Here is an 18493-nt window from a genome sequence, read left to right on the forward strand (position 1 = left end):
CAGCAATCGCAACGACCGTTCGGTTCAGCGCTCGCCGGCATACGGATCGGCAATGCCCAGTTCGGCCAGGATGTCGCGCTCCAGCTGTTCCATGGCGTCGGCTTCCTTCTCGTCCTCATGGTCCCAGCCGAGCAGGTGCAGCACGCCGTGCACGGTCAGGTGCGCGTAATGGGCGTTGAGCGCCTTGCCCTGCTCGTCGGCCTCGCGGGCGACCACCGGGGCGCAGATCACCAGATCGCCGAGCAGCGGGAATTTCACGCCCTTGGGCAGGCCCTCCGGCAGTTCGGCCGGGAAGCTGAGCACATTGGTCTCGTAATCCTTGCCGCGGTAGTGCCGGTTCAAGGACTGGCCCTCCTTCGCATCGACCAGCCGGATCGCCAGGTCGGCCTCGCGGATGCGGCCCTTCAGGGCGGCGGCCACCCACTTGCGGAAGCTCACCGCCGAGGGCAGACCGGCGCGGGGCAGGGCGTAGCTGATGGCGACGTCCAGTCGCACGGGACCACGGGTCATGGGGTCGCTCCGGGTTGGACCTGCTGCAGATCGCGGCGGTCGTAGGCGCTGACGATGCGGGCCACCAGCGGGTGACGGACCACGTCGCGCGCTTCGAAGAAGGTGAAGCTCACGCCCTCGACATCACGCAGCACATCGATCGCATCGCGCAGGCCGGACTTCACGTGCTTGGGCAGATCGGTCTGGGTGAGGTCGCCGGTCACCACGGCCGTGGAGCCGAAGCCCAGGCGGGTCAGGAACATCTTCATCTGCTCGACCGTGGTGTTCTGCGCTTCGTCCAGGATCACGTATGCATCGTTGAGCGTGCGGCCGCGCATGTAGGCCAGCGGCGCGATCTCGATGACGTTCTTCTCCAGCAGCTTGAGCACCTTCTCCACGCCGAGCATTTCATACAGCGCGTCGTACAGCGGCCGCAGGTACGGGTCCACCTTCTGGCTCAGGTCACCGGGCAGGAAGCCCAGCTTCTCGCCGGCTTCCACCGCCGGGCGGACCAGGATCAGGCGCTGCACGCGCGCTTCATTGAGCGCTTCCACCGCGCTGGCCACGGCCAGGAACGTCTTGCCGGTGCCGGCCGGGCCGATGCCGAAGTTGATGTCGTGCGTGGTGATCTGATGCAGGTAGCGGGCCTGGTTGGCGCCGCGGCCGCGCACGGTGCCGCGCTTGACCTTGATCGCCACTTCCTGGGCCTCGTAGGCGTGCTCGACCACATGCTCCACGTTGGCCTGGTTCAGCCGCAGGTGGATGGCATGGCTGTCGAACACCACGTCGCCGGCTTCGGCGTACAGCGCTTCGATCAGGGCCTGCGCATCGGCCACCACGGCCTTGGGGCCGGTCACGCGGAACACGTGGCCACGGTTGGCGATTTCCACGCCGAGTTTGAGTTCCACCTGGCGGAGATGTTCATCGAACGGGCCGGCCATGTTGGCCAGGCGCTCGTTGTCTTCCGGGGTGAGGGTGAAGTCGCGTTGTGCGAGTGCGGTCATTGCGTCCGGCGGCCGCCGGTCCAGCCGACCGGGCCGCAAGCAGGGAAAGGGAGAACAGGGTAGCGCGGGTGTGGGGCCGCCGCTACAGCACCGGCGGAAAGTGGTTTTCCACAGGGGCTGTGCAATGCCGGTGCAGCAACCTGTGGATAGGTGGCGCCAGCCCTACTGCGGCAATGGGTTCAATTGCGTGGTCAAAAAAGCGTCAACGATGGCCGGACCGACGTCCGGCCATCCCGCTCAGTCTGCCGTCACCATCCGCGCGCGCAGCGAGTTGCTGTACGCCTCGGTGATCACCACATCCACGAACTGGCCGACCAGGCGCGGGTGCCCCGGGAAATTCACCGAGCGCATGTTCTCGCTCTTGCCGGTCAGCTCGTTCGGGTTGCGCTTGGAGGGGCCTTCCACAAGCACGGTCTGCACGGTACCGACCATCTTTTCCGAAATGGCCGCGGCCTGCTCGTTGATCCGGGCCTGCAGGCGCGACAGGCGCGCGTGCTTTTCCGCATCGGTGGTGGTGTCTTCCAGATCCGCCGCGGGGGTACCCGGGCGCCGTGAATAGATGAAGGAGAAGCTCTGGTCGAAGCCCACGTCCTCGATCAGCTTCATGGTCTTCTCGAACTCGGCGTCGGTCTCGCCGGGGAAACCGACGATGAAATCCGAGCTGATCGAGATGTCCGGACGCACCGCGCGCAGCTTGCGGATCTTGGATTTGAATTCCAGCGCGGTGTAGCCACGCTTCATCGCCGAGAGCACGCGGTCGCTGCCGGCCTGCACGGGCAGGTGCAGGAAGTTGGCCAGCTGCGGCACGTCGCGGTAGGCATCGATCAGCGAATCGCTGAACTCCAGCGGGTGCGAGGTGGTGAAGCGGATCCGGCCGACGCCGTCGATCTCGGCGATGGTGCGGATCAGCAAGCCCAGGTCGGCGAACTCGCCGTCGCCATATGGGCCGCGGTAGGCGTTGACGTTCTGGCCGAGCAGGTTGATCTCCAGCACGCCCTGGGCGGCCAGCTGCGCCACTTCCACCACCACGTCCTCGAACGGGCGGCTGACCTCGGTGCCGCGGGTGTAGGGCACCACGCAGAACGAGCAGTACTTCGAGCAGCCTTCCATGATCGAGACGAACGCGGAGGCACCCTCGGCACGCGGCTCGGGCAGGGCATCGAACTTCTCGATCTCCGGGAAGCTGATGTCCACCTGCGATTTGCCCGATTCACGGCGCTGGCGGATCAGCTCCGGCAGGCGGTGCAGGGTCTGCGGGCCGAACACCAGATCCACGTGTGGCGCGCGCTTGATGATCGCCTCGCCTTCCTGCGAGGCCACGCAGCCGCCGACCCCGATGATCACGCCACGGCCGTTGTTCTTCAGCGCCTTCCAGTAACCGAGCTGGCTGAACACCTTCTCCTGGGCCTTCTCGCGGATCGAGCAGGTGTTCATCAACAACACGTCGGCCTCGGCCGGGTCGTCGGTGAGTTCCAGCCCTTCCGAGGCGGCGAGCACGGCGGCCATCTTGGTCGAGTCGTACTCGTTCATCTGGCAACCGTGGGTCTTGATGTACAGCTTGCCGCGCACCGGACCCGTCACCTGCGGCCTGGCGCCGGGCAGGGGGAGCAGATCGGGGCGGGGGGCGGAGCTGGGCGGAGCAGAGGCAGGCAAGGCAGAACCGGCCGAAGTCGGCGCGGTCGAAGCTGGCGTCCCGGTCATGGCGCTTATTCCAGTCGGGTGGGCGGGCAGGCAGCCGGATGGCTGCGGTGAGCAGGTCATTGTAGCCGGGTCGGGCTCCCCCCTTGGCAATCCCCGGCGAATTGGGGACACTCCCGCTCATGAAGGGGATGTTGGGGATCGCTGCGCTGGCCTTGGCTGCGCTGACCGCTATGCCGGCCAGTGCGGGCACCCTGTACAAGTGCGTCGGCAGTGACGGCATTCCCAGCTATGTGAGCAAGCGTGTGGCCGGGGCCGCCTGCAGCGTGATCAGCAGCTACCGGCCCGACCGCAGCGCGGCGCCCCGCCGGGCCCTGGCAACGCCTCCCGCGCCGACGCCGGCGGCGCCGATCGCCGGTGCCACGCCCGGCCCGGTCCGGGCCGATACCGCCACGACGGCGACCGCGATCACCCCGGCTCCTGCCCCGGCCACCGCCCCGGCCACGGTGCTGAGCGCGCCGTCCGCCCCGGCAGCGGCCGCTGGCAAGGCAGGGAAGGTCCGCAGCGGCCAGCTGTATGCCTATATGAAGGATGGCGTTCGCCATTACACCAGCGCACGCCCGGCCGGTATCGCCAGCATTGGCCAGGTCCGCACCATCCACTACAGCTTCATCGAGCGCTGCTACGCCTGCGGGGCGAACCCGGCCGTCAACTTCGGCTCGGTGCGGCTCAACACCACGGCCTACCAGAGCGAGATTGCCGCCGCCGCCCGTGAGTTCGGGGTGGAAGAGGCGGTGGTCCGCGCGATCATCCATGCCGAATCGGCCTACAACCCGACCGCGCTCAGCCGCGCCGGCGCACAGGGCCTGATGCAGCTGATGCCACCGACCGCGCGCCGTTTCGGGGTCAGCGATTCCTTCGATGCTTCGCAGAACATCCGCGGCGGCGTGCAGTACCTGTCCTGGCTGCTCAAGCGCTTCAACGGTGATCTCACCCTGGCTGCGGCGGGCTACAACGCCGGCGAGGGCGCGGTCGACCGCCATGGTGGCGTGCCGCCTTACAGCGAGACCCGGTATTACGTGAAGCGGGTGGCCCTGTTGGCCGACCGCTATCGCGGCGCAGTGGCCAGCCATCAATAACCCATGGCGCCGGTGGTACCTGATGCCGTACTGTCGGGGTAATGTCGTTCCGTAGTACCGCGTTGTGTGGCCGACTTCGGTTCAGCTACACTCGCGGCTGATTCAATGTGGACTGGCCCCCACCGGTCTGCTGGCAGCCTCAAGCTACCTAAATCAATATCGGAGTGCCGGATGGCCAACGATGGGGTAAACGATCCAGTCAACACTGGACGTCGGCGGTTTCTCTCAGCAACCACTGCGGTGGTCGGAGCGGTCGGCGTCGGATTTGCAGCGGTACCGTTCATCAAGTCCTGGAATCCCAGCGCCCGCGCCAAACTGGCCGGTGCCCCGGTGATTGCCGACATCAGTGCGCTCCAGGAAGGCCAGCGTCTGGTCATGGAGTGGCGTGGGCAGCCCATCTGGATCGTCAAGCGCTCCAAGGCCATCCTCGATGCACTGCACGGGCTGGACGGCCGCCTGAAGGATCCCGAGTCGGGCGAGAAAGAACAGCAGCCCGAGTACGTGCTCAAGCAGAATCCCGAATTCCGTTCGATCAAGGCCGAGGTATCGGTGCTGGTCGGGCTGTGCACCCATCTGGGCTGTTCGCCGGAAATGGTCGCCGAGATCCGCCCCGAGCCCTACGACCCGCAGTGGAAGGGCGGCTACTTCTGCCCCTGTCACAAGTCGCGCTTCGATATGTCCGGTCGCGTGTTCAAGGATGTTCCGGCACCGATCAACCTGCTGGTGCCGCCGCACCATTACCAGGACGACAACACCATCATCATCGGCGTTGATCCGCAGGGGGCGGCTTGATCATGGCCAATATCCTTTCCCGCACCGCCACCGGACTGGCCGACTGGGTCAACGCCCGCGCGCCGGGCCTGATGCCGGTCTACCGCAAGCACGTCAGCGAGTATTACGCGCCGAAGAACTTCAACATCTGGTACTACTTCGGTTCGCTGGCGCTGCTGATCCTGGTCAACCAGATCGTCACCGGCATCTTCCTGACGATGCACTACAAGACGAACGCGGCCGAAGCGTTCGCCTCCATCGAATACATCATGCGGGACGTGGAGTGGGGCTGGCTGATCCGCTACATGCACTCCACCGGTGCCTCGCTGTTCTTCATCGTGGTCTACCTGCACATGTTCCGCGGCCTGCTCTACGGCAGTTACCAGAAGCCGCGCGAACTGGTCTGGATCCTGGGCATGCTGATCTACCTGGTGCTGATGGCCGAAGCCTTCATGGGCTACGTGCTGCCCTGGGGCCAGATGTCGTTCTGGGGCGCCAAGGTGATCATCTCGCTGTTCGGCGCGATCCCGGTGATCGGGACCGGCCTGACCGAATGGATCATGGGCGACTACCTGCCCAGCGACGCCACCCTCAACCGCTTCTTCGCCCTGCACGTGATCGCGCTGCCGCTGGTGCTGCTGCTGCTGGTGGTGCTGCACCTGGGCGCGCTGCATGAAGTGGGCTCCAACAATCCGGACGGCGTGGAGATCAAGAAGGGCCCGAAGGGCAACCGCTGGTCGGCCACCGCGCCTACCGATGGCATTCCCTTCCATCCGTATTACACGCTCAAGGATGCGGTCGGCGCCGGCTTCCTGCTGATCATCGCCGCCTTCATCATCTTCTTCGCCCCGGCCTTCGGCGGGTTGTTCCTCGAGCACGACAACTTCACCGAGGCCAACCGCCTGGTGACGCCCGAGCACATCAAGCCGGTCTGGTACTACACCCCGTACTACGCCATGTTGCGCGTGGTGCCCAACAAGCTCGGGGGCGTGATCGTGATGTTCTCGGCGATCGCCATCCTGTTCCTGGTGCCGTGGCTGGACCGGGCGCGGGTAAAGTCCTACCGCTACCGCGGCCTGCTCTCGCGCGGCCTGCTGGGCATGTTCGCGGTGTGCTTCGTGTGGCTGGGCGTGATCGGCTCCGGCCCGGGTACGGATGCGCACGAGACCTACATCGGGCGCGTGCTGACCTTCCTGTATTTCGCCTTCTTCATCACCATGCCGCTATGGACCAAGCTGGACAGGACCAAGCCGGTACCGGACCGGGTGACCACGCATGACTGACCACTGGATTGTCCGGCTGGCCTGCGCGGCGGCCCTGATGCTCGGTGTCGCGGTGGCCGATGCCGCCGAGGGCGCCAAGACCCTGCAGGCCGGCAATGACCTGAGCGATCGTGCCTCGCTGCAGCGCGGCGCGCAGCTCTACATGAATTACTGCTCCGGCTGCCACGCGCTGAAATACCTGCGCTACTCGCGCATGGCTGCCGATCTCGGGTTGAGTGAAGAAGAGGTCATGAACAACCTCAACTTCACCGGCACCCCGGTGGGTGAACCGATTCCGGTGACGATGCCCAAGGCGCAGGCCGAGAAGTGGTTCGGCAAGATGCCGCCGGACCTGAGCCTGATCTCGCGCGTGCGGGGCAGCGACTGGGTCTACACCTACCTCAAGTCGTTCTACCTGGATCCCACGCGGCCGCTGGGCTGGAACAACACCGTGTTCCCCAATGCCTCCATGCCCAACCCCCTGTGGGAAATGCAGGGGCTGCAGCATGCGGTGCATGGCAAGGCCGAGGGCCCCGGGCTGGATGCACCGGTGGTCGGGCTGAAGATCGAACAGCCGGGCAACATCGATGCCGGGCAGTACGATCAGGCGGTGCGCGACATCACCAACTTCCTGGAGTATGCCGGCGAGCCGGCTGCCCTGAAACGCCAGAAGCTGGGCGTGTGGGTGATTCTGTTCCTGGCGCTGCTGACCTTCCTGGCCTATCTGCTCAAGAAGGAATACTGGAAGGACGTCCACTGAGCGGTCGGACGCCTTCCCGCGTCGATCGTTCCTGCCGTGGGACGATCGACCTATTGGCTTTTGTGATGTGCGGTTGCACACTCGGGTACTGTGACGACCGTTGGCAATGGGCTGGCGGCGCCGATACGACCGGCGGTTACCGGACGTTGGAGAGCCTTTGATGGCGGCGAGCGTACGCATGCGGAATACCCTGACGCTGTTTTCCTCGAACGACGATGTGCTGTGCCATCGCGTGCGGCTGGTATTGGCGGCCAAGGGCGTCACTTATGACTCCGTGCCGGTCGACCCGCAGAACCCGCCCGAAGATCTCATCGATCTCAATCCGTACCACTCCGTGCCCACTCTGGTGGAACGCGAGCTGGTGCTGTACGCGGCGTCGGTGGTCAGCGAATACCTGGACGAGCGCTATCCGCACCCGCCGCTGATGCCGGTCGATCCGCTCTCGCGGGCCCGCATCCGCCTGGCGATGTTGCGCATCGAACACGACTGGGTGCCGCAGGTTCAGGCCATCCAGCTGGGCAACAAGACCCAGGCCGAGGCCGGGCGCAAACGGCTCAAGGAACTGCTGACCAGCGCGGTGCCGTTGTTCAAGGCCAGCAAGTTCTTCCTCAACCCGGAAATGAGCCTGGCCGACTGCGCGATGGCGCCGATCATCTGGCGACTTCAGGCACTGGACGTGCCGCTGCCGAAGGATGGCAAGTCCATCGAAGACTATGGCAACCGCATTTTCCGGCACCCCGGCTTCATCCGCAGCCTGACCGACCAGGAAAAGAAACTGCGCGATCTGCCGGTCTGATCGGCGGGATGTGTGCTGCATGCGGCACACCCGTGTACTGAACGAAATCGCGGTGCCGGTACGCGCCATGGCTGACCTGCGGGTAGGCGGGCGCGTACACTTGCATCAGGCAATCCGGATCAAGAGCAGCCGAGCACGGCTCGGCTCTACCACATGACTGAAGACACTTTTCGCATGACCAGCCACCGTCCGTACCTGTTGCGGGCCTTGGTGGAATGGATCAATGACAACGACCTGACGCCGCATATCCTGGTCGACGCCGGCATGCCTGGCGTGCAGGTGCCGCAGAGCGCGGTCAAGGACGGCCGCGTCGTCCTGAACATCGCCGAGCGCGCCGTGGTGCGCCTGCATATCGACAATGACAGCGTGAGCTTCTCGGCCCGCTTCTCCGGCACCAGCTACCCGGTGCAGGTGCCGATCTCGGCCGTGCTGGCCGTGTACGCCCGCGAGACGGGGCAGGGCATGGCGCTGCCGGATGACATCCCGGGCCATGAGCCGGGTCCGGACGATGCGCTGCCGCCGGACGATTCACCTACCCCGCCGGACGATGCACCGCCCAAGCCCAGCGGTCGCCCGCATCTGCGGGTGGTCAAGTAGGACCCACCATGGCCGCCGCAAGGCGGCCATTTCATTAGACGTCTTCGGCATCCCGTGTATCGATATCGCGGCGGATCTCACTGATCCGCGCCGCCGACGGCCCCACGAACGTGATCAGCTGATCACCGCGCAGCACCATGCGCCCGCTGTGGCGGTCCACGCCATCGTGCGAGTACTCGAACTTGAAGGTGCGCTCCCAGCCCAGCCAGCCGTTCTCCTTGCGGCATACGCGCAGGCCGGTGGCGTGCACGCTCTGGTCCAGCCACTGCACATCGGCAGCGCGGCAGGCATTGCGCCCGAGCACGCCTGCACGTTCGGCGGCGGCACGGGAAGAATTCCAGAAGGCGTAGGCAAACGCGCCGGCAATCATCAACAGGATCAAACTGGGCATCGGTGACTCGGCGCGGTCAGGGAGGTCGGTCCTCCCAAGATGGCGACGAATGCGGCGCGGATCAAGCCATCCGCGCGATCGCGATCAGGGCGTGCGCGGTGGCGGTGGCGGGACGGGTATCGGTGTCGGTGTGGGTGTCGGCGTCCGAGTCGGGCTCGCCGGCGGGGCCGGAACCGGGTTCGCGCTCGGGACCGGCGGACGGGGCGGAACCACGGTGGGCGCTCGCATCGGTGCCTGGGAAGCCGGAGCCGCCATCGGCGGTGCCGTTACGCCGGGAGCGGGCAGGGTCGCCGGGTCCGGAGTTCCCATCGGCACCGTCGCCGGCGCGGTCGCCACCAGCTTCAGCAGTGCGGCCCAATCCTGGCGATTGAAGCTGCATTCCTCTTCGCGGCCCGGCGTACAGCCCAGATCCACCCCATCGCCTGCACCGGCCTTCGCGGGCGGCAGCTCGATCCGGCCGCTGCGGTCCAGCGACAGTTTGCGCAACGCCACGGTGTTCATGACGTTGCCGCCGATCAGATACAGCGTGCGGTCGCCGCCCATGTTGGCCGCGATCACCACTTCGCAGTGCGATTTCCAGTGTGTCACCGCGCCGCTGCCCAGCGACTGCACCAGCCCGCTGTAGCTCAGGGTCTCGCGGCGGTCGCGCAGGTAGCACAGCAGGTCGCCGGGCGCGGGTTTCTCCTGCGCCGGGTCGGTCATCCGGTACGGCCCGCTGTTCTGGTAGGCAGCGCGGATGTAGTCGATGTGTCGGGGCGAGCGGGTAAAGCCGGGTACCGAGGCGCGGGTCATCACCCAGGAAATGAAGGCGGCCGACCACGGGTTGTCTATCAGGAACGCACGGCAGTCGCTATCGGTGTAGCGCGTGCCCGGTGGGGCCAGGCAGCTCGATGCGCCGGGCTGGCTGCCCATCGGCGACAACGTGCCGCTCTGCCGCCAGTAGCCGACCACCCGCTGCCACGCGACGAGGCCGTTGTCGGCCAGGTGGACGTCCTCGGCTTCGGTCACGCTGAGGCTGGCCGCGCGGCCATCGCGGTCGATGAAGGGGCGGTACCAGAGGCGGTGTTCGTTGCAGGCGGTCTGCACGATGGCCACGGCCAGCGGGCTCAGCCCGAACCGCGGGGGCACATCGCAGACCTCGGCCGCGGATGCGGTGGCCGGCAGCAGCGTCGCCAGCGACGACAGACATGCAAGCAGGAACAAGGGGCGCATACGCGCTCTCCGGGTGGGGGCAGGGCAAGCCTCGCAGACCCGGTCTGCCGATCCCGTGAACACCGCGCGCCGACGCCGAACGACCAACGGTCGTGCGCTACCAGCCCGGTCGGTGTCGACCGTTGGTCGACACGCGCGTTTCAGCCCGGGGGCGGACCCAGTTTCAATGACAGGTCGATTGCCTGCACATGCTTGGTCAGCCCGCCGATGGAAATGCAGTCCACGCCGTCCTCGGCGATCGCGCGCAGGCCGTCCAGGCCGACACTGCCGGACACTTCCAGCGGAATGCGCCCGGCCGCGATGTGCACGGCCTCACGCCGCGTGGCAGCGTCGAAGTCGTCGATCAGGATACGGGTGCAGCCGACCGCCAGCGCCTCGCGCAGCTGGTCCAGGTCTTCGACCTCGACCACCAGCGGCAAGGCCGGCCACTGCACACGCGCCGCCAGCACGGCAGCGGTCAGCGAGCCGGCCGCGCGGATGTGGTTTTCCTTGAGCATCACCGTGTCGAACAGACCCAGGCGATGGTTGTCGCCGCCGCCGCAGCGCACTGCGTATTTCTGTGCGACACGCAGGCCGGGCAGGGTCTTGCGGGTGTCCAGGATCCGCGCGCCGGTACCGGCCACCGCCGCGACGTACTGCGCGGTGGTGGTGGCCGTGCCGGACAGTGTCTGCAGGAAGTTCAACGAGGTCCGCTCGGCACTCACCAGGCTGCGGTTGCGGCCCTGCAGCAGGGCCAGCACGGTGCCGGCGGCGACGCGGTCGCCCTCGGCCACGCGCCAGTCGATGCGTACCTGCGGGTCGAGCGCCTGATGGGTCGCATCGAACCAGGGGCGGCCGGCGATCACCGCGTCCTGCTTGCACAGCAGGTAGGCGCTGTCGGGGCGGTCCGGGAGCAGGGCCGCGGTGACATCACCGCTGCCGATATCCTCGGCCAGTGCACGGGCCACATCGGCGGCCACCAGGGCGGCCTCGGGGGCCGGCACGGGGAGGTGGCTCATTTTTCCGGGAAATCGGCGATCTGGGCGGTGGCGATGGCCTCTTCGGCCAGCAACACCGGGATGCCGTCATCCACGCGGAACACCTGCTTGCGGTCGCGGGTCAGCAGGGCCTCGCGCAGCGTCTGCGCCTGCGGGCTGCCATCGGCCTTGAGCACGGCACCGCTGCCGATCGCGCGGTTGAGCGCGTCCAGGCCGGTGGCGTCCAGCAGGGACAGGGGCTGGCGCGTATCGGGCGAGCACAGGAGGTCGAGCAGCTTGCGATCCATGGATTCTTCGTCTTGCGTGGAAGACGGCTAGAATACGTCTTTAAGGCAGGTGACGGCCAATGACCCTCAACCAAACCGCGCCGCTCGTCGGCATCGTCATGGGATCCCGCTCGGATTGGGAAACCATGCAGCACGCCGCCCAGAAGCTGGATTCGCTGGGCGTTCCCTATGAAGTGAAAGTGGTCTCGGCGCACCGCACGCCGGACGTGCTGTTCACCTACGCCGAGCAGGCGGGCCAGCGTGGCCTGCGCGCGATCATCGCCGGTGCCGGCGGGGCCGCGCACCTGCCGGGCATGATCGCCGCCAAGACCGCCGTGCCGGTGCTGGGCGTGCCGGTGCAGTCCAAGGCCCTGAACGGTATGGATTCGCTGCTCTCGATCGTGCAGATGCCGGCCGGTATCCCGGTGGCCACCTTCGCCATCGGCAACGCCGGCGCCTCCAACGCGGCCCTGTTCGCGGCCGCCATGCTGGCGTCGGATCAGCCGGCGATCGGTGAGGCGCTGGACGCCTTCCGCGCCCGCCAGACCGAAGACGTCATGGCCCACGACGACCCGCGTCAATGACCAGGACCGTTGGCATTCTGGGCGGCGGTCAGCTCGCCCGCATGATGGTCCTGGCCGGTGCGCCGATGGGGCTGCGCTTCGAGCTGTTCGACCCGGCCGCCGATGCCTGTGGTGCCCAGGTGGCACCGCTGCAGGTGGCCGCCTTCGAGGACGAGGCGGCCCTGGCGGCCTTCGCCGCGCGCGTGGACGTGGTGACCTTCGACTTCGAGAACGTGCCGGCGCGCAGCGCCAAGTTCCTGGCCGAGCGCGTGCCGGTGCATCCCAATCCGGATGCGCTGGCCGTGGCCCAGGATCGGCTCAGTGAGAAGACCCTGTTCCAGTCGCTGGGCATCCCGCTGCCGGCCTTCGCCGATATCCGCAGCCGTGACGAACTGGCGGCCAAGGTCGTCGAGTTCGGCATGCCCTGCATCGTCAAGACCCGTCGGCTGGGCTATGACGGCAAGGGCCAGTTCCGGATCCGCAGCGCGGCCGACATCGACGCGGCCTGGGACGCCCTCGGCAGTCAGGTCGAGAAGACCGGGTTGATCCTGGAGGGCTTCGTCGCCTTTGATCGCGAGGTCAGTGTGGTGGCGGTACGCGGGCAGGATGGCGAGTTCCGCGCCTGGCCGATCACCGGCAACTGGCACGTCAACGGCGTGCTCTCGGCCAGCCTGGCCCCGGCACAGCTGTCGGCGGCGCAGCACGAGGCGGCCATCGGCTACGCCCGTACCTTGGCCGAGCGCCTGGACTATGTCGGCGTGTTCGCGCTGGAGTTGTTCTGCCGCGGCGAAGAGCTGCTGGCCAACGAGATGGCCCCGCGCGTGCACAATTCCGGCCACTGGACCATCGAGGGCAGCGAGACCTCGCAGTTCGAAAACCACCTGCGTGCCGTGCTTGGCCTGCCGCTGGGCGCCACGCGCATGCTCGGCCATGCCTGCATGCTCAACTGGATCGGGCAGATGCCCGAGGCTGCGGCCGTGCTCGGCCAGGCCAGCGGCCATTGGCACGATTACGGCAAGCAGGCGCGGGACGGCCGCAAGGTCGGCCATGCCACCCTGCGCGATGATGATGCGGCGGCGTTGGCCGGTGCATTGGAAAGCGTCGGTGGGCAATTGGATCGCGCCGACCAGGTCGCGCCGGTCATCACGATCCTGCGCGGTTGAAGGCGAGGGGTGCCGGCCAGCAGCCGGCACTACCGGGACGCACGACCAACGGTCGTGCGCTACCTGACCTCAATCGCGCAATTGCGCGGTAACGAAGTCCCAGTTCACCAGCTTCCAGAACGACTCCAGATAGCGCGCGCGCTCGTTCTGGTAGTCGATGTAATACGCGTGTTCCCACACATCGCAGGCCAGCAGCGGAGTGCTCTCACCGGTGAGCGGCGTGCCCGCATTGCGCGTGACCTGGATCGCCAGCGCGCCATTGGGGTGCTGCACCAGCCACACCCAGCCCGAGCCGAACAGGCTCAGCGCCGCACGGTCAAAGGTGTCACGCAGGCGTTTGGCATCGCCGAAGTGGCGGGTGACCAGTTCACCCAGCCGGCCCTGCGGATCGCCCCCGGCGCGCGGGTGCAGGCACTGGAAATAGAACTGGTGGTTCCAGGCCTGCGCGGCCGCGTCGAACAGACTGCCCTGGCTCTGGCGGACGATCTCCTCCAGTGGCAGCTCGGCCAGCTCCGTGCCTTCAATACGTGCGTTCACCGTGTCCAGGTAGCCACGGAAGTGCCGCCCGTGGTGCAGGTCCATCGTCTCCGCGGACAGGTGAGGCTGAAGGGCGGCGCGGTCGTAGGGAAGGCGAGGCAGTTCGAGGGGCATGGGCACGACAGATTGGGAAGGGAGAGCGCCGATCCATGGCGGATCGTCATCAGGGTGGCCGATGGCAGGGTGCCCACCACGCGAAGGTAGGGCATACAATGGCGGTCAGGGAAGTCTATCCGACCGGTGAGGCCGGGTTGTCCCATTGGAGGGAGAGTCGTTGTGGCGGTGATGCAGCAGATCCAGTCCGAAGTCGAACGTTACCCCCTCGTGTTGTTCATGAAGGGCACCCCGCAATACCCCATGTGCGGCTTTTCCAGCCGTGCCATCCAGGCGTTGATGGCCGCCGGCGCGATCGCGCTGCGCACGGTCAACGTGCTGGAAGAACCCGAGATCCGCGCCAACCTGCCGCGCTTCTCCAACCTGCCGACGTTCCCGCAGCTGTTCATCCACGGTGAGCTGATCGGCGGCTGCGACATCGTGCTGGAGCTGTTCGAATCCGGCGAGCTCAAGCGCATCGTCGAAGAGGCGTCCCAGCCGTGAGTGCGGTCCCGTCCGTGGTGGTCGGGACCGGATCGCTCGCCGATCGCGTCATTCTCATCGCCGGAGCCGGGGGAGGCTTTGGCAGCGCCGCGGCCGTCGCCTGCGCACAGGCCGGGGCAACCGTGGTCCTGCTGGGGCGCAAGCCACGTCGGCTGGATCGGGTCTACGCAGCGGTCGAAGCCGCCGGCCCGGAGCCGCTGCTGTATCCGCTGGATCTGGAAGGGGCCACCCCCGACGACTACGCCACCCTGGCCGAGCGGCTGCACTCCGAGCTCGGCCATCTGGATGGGGTGCTGTACTGCGCGGCCGATTTCGCCGGGCTGACCCCGTTCGAGCTGGCCGACCCGGCCGCCTTCGCCCGGGCGGTACACGTAAACCTGACCGCCCCGGCCTGGCTGGCCCAGGCCTGCCTGCCACTGCTGCGCCAGAGCGACGATGCCGCGCTGGTGTTCACGGTGGACGACCCCACGCGGGTAGGGCAGGCCTACTGGGGCGGCTACGGCGCGGCCCAGCACGGCCTGCGCGGCCTGATCGCTTCCCTGCATGACGAACTCGGCCGCAGCCCGGTGCGGGTCAGCGGCCTGCAACCCGGCCCGATGCGTACGGCGCTGCGCGCCCGTGCGTTCTCCCTGGATGAAGACCGCGCCGCCCGTGACCCGGCCGAGTGCGCCGCCGCGGCGGTCCTGCTGCTGTCCGCCGCGGGCGCCGCGTATCGCGGCCAGATTCTCGACGCCTGAGAGAGCGGCAAAAGCGTCATCGCTGGCGTGGCCGCGCCCAAGGCCGCTACCCGGCGGTCCGGTAGTGCCGGCCGCTGGCCGGCTCCCCGGTGAACCCTTGAAAACCCAGCGGGAAACCATCTCGAAACGCTGAGAGCCCCGATACCCCGCATTCAGCCAGTCACACTCAGATGTGAAGATAGCGTCACGATCCCGTTGTGATGGCGTGTGTTTTGTCGCCAAACCGTCACAATCCGAGGCTATCGTGTTAATCTAGTGTTAACCGTTGCGGCTGAAACCAGCTCGCGGCTAGGGAACCCAGATAAAAGTCCAGTCAGCCGCCAGCAAGGCTGCTTGGGCGCGTTTTTTTCTCCGCCATCGCCAATCTCGCATCGAGGCTACTCCCCAATGACCCACTCCCGTTGTCTCCGGATGTCCAAGCTGACGCTTGGTCTCGTGGCTGCACTTGCCGCCGCTCCCGCCTTCGCCCAGAGCACCTCTTCCGGTGTCGGCGGTCAGGTCACGTCGGCTGCAGGCGCGCCTGTCGTCGGTGCAGAAGTCACCATCACGCACACCGAGTCGGGCACCGTCAGCCGCGCCACGACCGATGCATCGGGTCGTTACAACGCGCGCGGCCTGCGCGTGGGTGGTCCGTACACCATCACCATCAACAAGCCGGGTGAAGGCACGCGCACTGAAGAAGGTGTGTACCTCGGCGTCAACCAGATCGGTACCGTCAACGCGGCACTGACCGGCGACCTCGCTGCGACGAACCTCGATGCCGTGCAGGTGACTGCCGTGGCCGCAGGCTCGGAAGTGTTCAGCGCCACCAAGATGGGCTCGGGCACGTCGATCAGCCAGGAAACGATCGAAGCCATGCCGTCCGTCGGCGGCAACATCCAGGACATGATGCGCCTGGATCCGCGTGTCGCTTTCGTTGACCGTGCTTCGGGCAGCATCAGCGCCGGCGGCCAGAACCCGCGCTACAACGCCGTCCGTATCGATGGCGTGAACGCCAGCGACACCTTTGGTCTGGAAGGCAACAGCTTCCCGACCCGTCGCCAGCCGGTTTCGATGGAAGCCATCGAAGCCATCAACGTCGACCTGTCCAGCTACGACATCACCATCACCGGCGCCACCGGCGCTGTGGTCGATGCCGTGACCAAGTCGGGTACCAATGAATTCCACGGCTCGGTCTACGGCTACATGCGTGACGGCAGCTGGTTCGGTGACAACCCGGGTGGCGGCAAGTTCAACGGTTTCGAAGACGAGAAGACCTACGGCTTCACTCTCGGTGGCCCGCTGGTGAAGGACAAGCTGTTCTTCTTCGCCAACTATGAGAAGTTCGAGCAGTCCGCTCCGGGCGCCGACATCGCCGGCAGTGCCATCGGCGCCGGTACCATCACCGATGCCCAGATCGCCCAGGCCCAGCAGATCTTCCAGGAACGCTATGGCGTGTCGGCGGGTAGCTACGACGCCGCTTCGGACACCAACCTCGAAGAATACGCGCTGAAGCTGGACTGGAACATCACCGACAATCAGCGTGCGAGCTTCCGCTACAGCAAGCTGGAGCAGGACAAACTGCGCATCAATGGCTACGGCCAGACCACCGGCGCGTCGATCAGCTCGTACTGGTACCAGCACGACAAGAAGATCGAGTCCTACGTCGGCCAGCTGTTCAGCGACTGGAGCGACAACTTCTCGACCGAAATCAAGGCCAGCTACCGCGATTATTCGGCCATCCGTACTCCGTCGGCTCCGGGTACTCCGGCGATCCTGATCGGTTTCGGCGGTCTGAACTCGAACCGTGAGTCGGTCGCCAATCCGACCCTGTACCTGGGTACCGAAGCCAACACCCAGTACAACGAGCTGTACACCAAGACCTGGAACTACTTCGCCTCCGGCACGCTCACCCTGGGCGACCACGACGTGAAGTTCGGTGCGGACTACAGCAAGAACGAAATCTACAACCTGTACGCGCCGAACGTCGATGGGTACCTGGTCTACAACGGTATCGAAGGCTTCCGTAACAACACGCCGGTGGTCAGCACCTGGCGTAACCCGGTGGATGGTGGCGTGGAGAGCCTTGCGGCCGACTACGACTACACCACTCTGGGCCTGTTCGTACAGGACACGTGGTACGTCAACAACAACCTGACCCTGACCCTGGGCGTGCGTGCGGACAAGTACGACACCAACAAGGACACGGCTTATAACCAGCGTGCCAGCGAGTTCTTCGGTTACGACAACCGTTCGATCGGCGACAACGGCTTCATGGTACAGCCGCGCGTCGGCTTCAATTACACCTTCGACAGCGATCGCCCGACGCAGATGCGTGGTGGCGTTGGCCTCTTCCGTGGTGAAGCGCCGCAGGTGTGGCTGGGCAACATCTATGCCAACAACGGCGTGAACTTCACCCAGGGCACCGATTACCCGTACAACAACCGCAACCGTCCGGCACAGCAGGTCGTGAACTTCGTCTCCGACGATTTCCGCACCCCGTCCGTGTACAAGGCCAATCTGGCGTTCGATCACGAACTGCCGTGGAACGGTCTGGTCGCATCGGCCGAGCTGCTGGTGACCAAGGTCAAGGATGGTCTGTACTTCAAGCGCCTGGAACTGATGCAGCCGAGCTACACCGGCGGTCCGGACGGTCGCAACTTCTACTGGGGCAACGTTGCCAACGCTTCGACCTCGAAGTCGACCACTCCGAGCTGGGTGAGCGATGCCGTGCTGCTGGACAACACCGACAAGGGGCGCACCGCGCAGTTCACCGTGTCGCTGGCCAAGCCGTTCAGCCCGGACAGTGACTGGGCTTGGAACCTGGGTTACACCTACACCGATGCGAAGGAAGTTGCCAGCAACAGCTCCTCGGTGGCGACCTCGAACTGGAACAACAACTACATCTTCCAGGCCAACGAGAACGCGCTGTCGCGCTCGCGTTACGAGATCCGTAACCGCGTTTCCGGCTCGGTGAACTGGAAGCATGCGTTCTTCGGTGACTACGAAACCCAGGTGGGCATGTTCTACGAAGGCCGTACCGGTCGTCCGTACAGCTTCGTCTACTCCAACGACATGAACGGCGACGGCCGCACCTACAACGACCTGTTCTATGTGCCGAAGGGCCGTGGCGACGTGCTGTTCACCGGTGGTGCCGCCATGGAAGAAGCCTTCTTCGCATGGATGGAGAACAACGCACAGCTGAACCGTTACGCCGGCCAGGTGACCCCGCAGAACTCGGCTCGCGCCGGTTGGGTCAACACCTTTGACGTGCGTATCACCCAGCAGTTGCCGGGCTTCATGAAGGGTCACAAGTCCGAAATCTGGCTCGATATCCAGAACGTGGGCAACCTGCTCAACAAGAAGTGGGGTCGCATCGACGACTTCGGCTTCTATGCTGACCAGGGTATCGCCAACTTCCGCGGCATCGACCCGACCACTGGCAAGTACCTGTACGAGTTCCGTGCGGAGCGTCAGGGCAGCCAGAGCGCCACCGTGACCGACAGCGCCTTCGCCAACGCGGATGCGGACGGTTTCAACACCGGTGTGTCGCAGTGGTCGCTGCAGCTTGGTTTCCGCTACAAGTTCTGATGCGTCGGACATAGTGGATGATTG

At 66.0% G+C, this 18493-nt stretch carries 19 protein-coding genes; 11 read left to right on the top strand and 8 right to left on the bottom strand.

The genetic code is table 11. The annotated features are described in order from the left end of the window. Positions 1-24: 24 nt before the first annotated feature. From ybeY to miaB, 3 genes are all read right to left on the bottom strand, one after another. Positions 25-510 (bottom strand): rRNA maturation RNase YbeY, encoded by a 486-nt coding sequence (gene ybeY / locus ABE472_RS03130; protein ID WP_346465459.1) that lies wholly within the window; start codon positions 508-510, stop codon positions 25-27. After that, on the bottom strand, positions 507-1493 hold the full coding sequence (locus ABE472_RS03135) for a PhoH family protein (RefSeq protein ID WP_346465460.1): 987 nt from the start codon (positions 1491-1493) through the stop codon (positions 507-509). Before ABE472_RS03135 ends, ybeY begins: the two co-directional genes overlap by 4 nt. A gap of 237 nt (positions 1494-1730) precedes the next feature. Continuing rightward, positions 1731-3194: a tRNA (N6-isopentenyl adenosine(37)-C2)-methylthiotransferase MiaB gene (miaB, locus tag ABE472_RS03140; RefSeq protein ID WP_346464565.1), complete on the bottom strand. Its 1464-nt coding sequence runs from the start codon at positions 3192-3194 to the stop codon at positions 1731-1733. A 119-nt stretch (positions 3195-3313) separates the two neighbouring features. On the opposite strand from miaB, the gene ABE472_RS03145 reads away from it, so the two are divergent. The 6 genes from ABE472_RS03145 (at position 3314) to ABE472_RS03170 (ending at position 8456) form a co-directional block, all read left to right on the top strand. Further along, positions 3314-4270, top strand: coding sequence for a lytic transglycosylase domain-containing protein (locus tag ABE472_RS03145; RefSeq protein ID WP_346465461.1), 957 nt, complete (start codon positions 3314-3316; stop codon positions 4268-4270). Positions 4271-4441: 171 nt separating this feature from the next. Then, positions 4442-5062 (top strand): ubiquinol-cytochrome c reductase iron-sulfur subunit, encoded by a 621-nt coding sequence (gene petA / locus ABE472_RS03150; protein ID WP_019186259.1) that lies wholly within the window; start codon positions 4442-4444, stop codon positions 5060-5062. 2 nt (positions 5063-5064) lie between these two features. Further along, entirely contained in the window at positions 5065-6324 is a 1260-nt protein-coding gene (locus ABE472_RS03155; RefSeq protein WP_123728838.1) for a cytochrome bc complex cytochrome b subunit, read from the top strand. Then, positions 6317-7063: a cytochrome c1 gene (locus tag ABE472_RS03160; protein WP_313217808.1), complete on the top strand. Its 747-nt coding sequence runs from the start codon at positions 6317-6319 to the stop codon at positions 7061-7063. The genes ABE472_RS03155 and ABE472_RS03160 overlap by 8 nt, the downstream gene beginning before the upstream one ends. Positions 7064-7223: 160 nt before the next feature. After that, complete coding sequence (locus tag ABE472_RS03165; protein WP_019186262.1) at positions 7224-7859, top strand: glutathione S-transferase N-terminal domain-containing protein; 636 nt, start codon at positions 7224-7226, stop codon at positions 7857-7859. Between the two features lie 153 nt (positions 7860-8012). After that, the gene (locus ABE472_RS03170; RefSeq protein ID WP_313211246.1) at positions 8013-8456 is read left to right on the top strand and encodes a ClpXP protease specificity-enhancing factor; all 444 of its coding nucleotides are present in this window, start codon (positions 8013-8015) and stop codon (positions 8454-8456) included. A 34-nt stretch (positions 8457-8490) separates the two neighbouring features. Here the strand turns inward: ABE472_RS03170 and ABE472_RS03175 are convergent, their stop codons facing one another. From ABE472_RS03175 to ABE472_RS03190, 4 genes are all read right to left on the bottom strand, one after another. After that, complete coding sequence (locus tag ABE472_RS03175) at positions 8491-8847, bottom strand: DUF3301 domain-containing protein (protein WP_313211245.1); 357 nt, start codon at positions 8845-8847, stop codon at positions 8491-8493. An 84-nt stretch (positions 8848-8931) separates the two neighbouring features. Next, positions 8932-10059, bottom strand: coding sequence for a DUF2272 domain-containing protein (locus ABE472_RS03180; RefSeq protein ID WP_346465462.1), 1128 nt, complete (start codon positions 10057-10059; stop codon positions 8932-8934). A gap of 140 nt (positions 10060-10199) precedes the next feature. Next, on the bottom strand, positions 10200-11057 hold the full coding sequence (gene nadC, locus ABE472_RS03185) for a carboxylating nicotinate-nucleotide diphosphorylase (protein ID WP_346465463.1): 858 nt from the start codon (positions 11055-11057) through the stop codon (positions 10200-10202). Further along, entirely contained in the window at positions 11054-11323 is a 270-nt protein-coding gene (locus tag ABE472_RS03190) for a Trm112 family protein (protein ID WP_019186189.1), read from the bottom strand. Before ABE472_RS03190 ends, nadC begins: the two co-directional genes overlap by 4 nt. A gap of 59 nt (positions 11324-11382) precedes the next feature. Here ABE472_RS03190 and purE point away from each other — a divergent pair, with 59 nt between their 5' ends. Continuing rightward, a complete protein-coding gene (purE, locus tag ABE472_RS03195) occupies positions 11383-11886 on the top strand; it encodes a 5-(carboxyamino)imidazole ribonucleotide mutase (RefSeq protein ID WP_346465464.1) in 504 nt (167 codons plus the stop codon). Continuing rightward, positions 11883-13028, top strand: a complete 1146-nt coding sequence (locus tag ABE472_RS03200; protein ID WP_346465465.1) for a 5-(carboxyamino)imidazole ribonucleotide synthase — start codon at positions 11883-11885, stop codon at positions 13026-13028. The genes purE and ABE472_RS03200 overlap by 4 nt, the downstream gene beginning before the upstream one ends. 69 nt (positions 13029-13097) lie before the next feature. On the opposite strand, the gene ABE472_RS03205 is transcribed toward ABE472_RS03200, so the two are convergent. After that, complete coding sequence (locus ABE472_RS03205; RefSeq protein ID WP_346465466.1) at positions 13098-13679, bottom strand: Fe-Mn family superoxide dismutase; 582 nt, start codon at positions 13677-13679, stop codon at positions 13098-13100. A 162-nt stretch (positions 13680-13841) separates the two neighbouring features. Here ABE472_RS03205 and grxD point away from each other — a divergent pair, with 162 nt between their 5' ends. The 3 genes from grxD (at position 13842) to ABE472_RS03220 (ending at position 18469) form a co-directional block, all read left to right on the top strand. Next, complete coding sequence (grxD, locus tag ABE472_RS03210; RefSeq protein WP_019186185.1) at positions 13842-14162, top strand: Grx4 family monothiol glutaredoxin; 321 nt, start codon at positions 13842-13844, stop codon at positions 14160-14162. After that, a complete protein-coding gene (locus tag ABE472_RS03215) occupies positions 14159-14899 on the top strand; it encodes an SDR family NAD(P)-dependent oxidoreductase (protein WP_346465467.1) in 741 nt (246 codons plus the stop codon). Before grxD ends, ABE472_RS03215 begins: the two co-directional genes overlap by 4 nt. Before the next feature lie 387 nt (positions 14900-15286). Continuing rightward, a complete protein-coding gene (locus ABE472_RS03220; RefSeq protein WP_346465468.1) occupies positions 15287-18469 on the top strand; it encodes a TonB-dependent receptor in 3183 nt (1060 codons plus the stop codon). The last annotated feature ends 24 nt before the right edge of the window (positions 18470-18493 follow it).

Source organism: Stenotrophomonas sp. TWI809, from assembly GCF_039673205.1.
GTDB lineage: Bacteria > Pseudomonadota > Gammaproteobacteria > Xanthomonadales > Xanthomonadaceae > Stenotrophomonas.

Coding starts and splice junctions, on each gene's coding strand:
- ybeY (WP_346465459.1), bottom strand. CDS start 510: ATGACCCGTGGTCCCGTGCGACTGGACGTCGCCATCAGCTACGCCCTG.
- ABE472_RS03135 (WP_346465460.1), bottom strand. CDS start 1,493: ATGACCGCACTCGCACAACGCGACTTCACCCTCACCCCGGAAGACAAC.
- miaB (WP_346464565.1), bottom strand. CDS start 3,194: ATGACCGGGACGCCAGCTTCGACCGCGCCGACTTCGGCCGGTTCTGCC.
- ABE472_RS03145 (WP_346465461.1), top strand. CDS start 3,314: ATGAAGGGGATGTTGGGGATCGCTGCGCTGGCCTTGGCTGCGCTGACC.
- petA (WP_019186259.1), top strand. CDS start 4,442: ATGGCCAACGATGGGGTAAACGATCCAGTCAACACTGGACGTCGGCGG.
- ABE472_RS03155 (WP_123728838.1), top strand. CDS start 5,065: ATGGCCAATATCCTTTCCCGCACCGCCACCGGACTGGCCGACTGGGTC.
- ABE472_RS03160 (WP_313217808.1), top strand. CDS start 6,317: ATGACTGACCACTGGATTGTCCGGCTGGCCTGCGCGGCGGCCCTGATG.
- ABE472_RS03165 (WP_019186262.1), top strand. CDS start 7,224: ATGGCGGCGAGCGTACGCATGCGGAATACCCTGACGCTGTTTTCCTCG.
- ABE472_RS03170 (WP_313211246.1), top strand. CDS start 8,013: ATGACTGAAGACACTTTTCGCATGACCAGCCACCGTCCGTACCTGTTG.
- ABE472_RS03175 (WP_313211245.1), bottom strand. CDS start 8,847: ATGCCCAGTTTGATCCTGTTGATGATTGCCGGCGCGTTTGCCTACGCC.
- ABE472_RS03180 (WP_346465462.1), bottom strand. CDS start 10,059: ATGCGCCCCTTGTTCCTGCTTGCATGTCTGTCGTCGCTGGCGACGCTG.
- nadC (WP_346465463.1), bottom strand. CDS start 11,057: ATGAGCCACCTCCCCGTGCCGGCCCCCGAGGCCGCCCTGGTGGCCGCC.
- ABE472_RS03190 (WP_019186189.1), bottom strand. CDS start 11,323: ATGGATCGCAAGCTGCTCGACCTCCTGTGCTCGCCCGATACGCGCCAG.
- purE (WP_346465464.1), top strand. CDS start 11,383: ATGACCCTCAACCAAACCGCGCCGCTCGTCGGCATCGTCATGGGATCC.
- ABE472_RS03200 (WP_346465465.1), top strand. CDS start 11,883: ATGACCAGGACCGTTGGCATTCTGGGCGGCGGTCAGCTCGCCCGCATG.
- ABE472_RS03205 (WP_346465466.1), bottom strand. CDS start 13,679: ATGCCCCTCGAACTGCCTCGCCTTCCCTACGACCGCGCCGCCCTTCAG.
- ABE472_RS03220 (WP_346465468.1), top strand. CDS start 15,287: ATGACCCACTCCCGTTGTCTCCGGATGTCCAAGCTGACGCTTGGTCTC.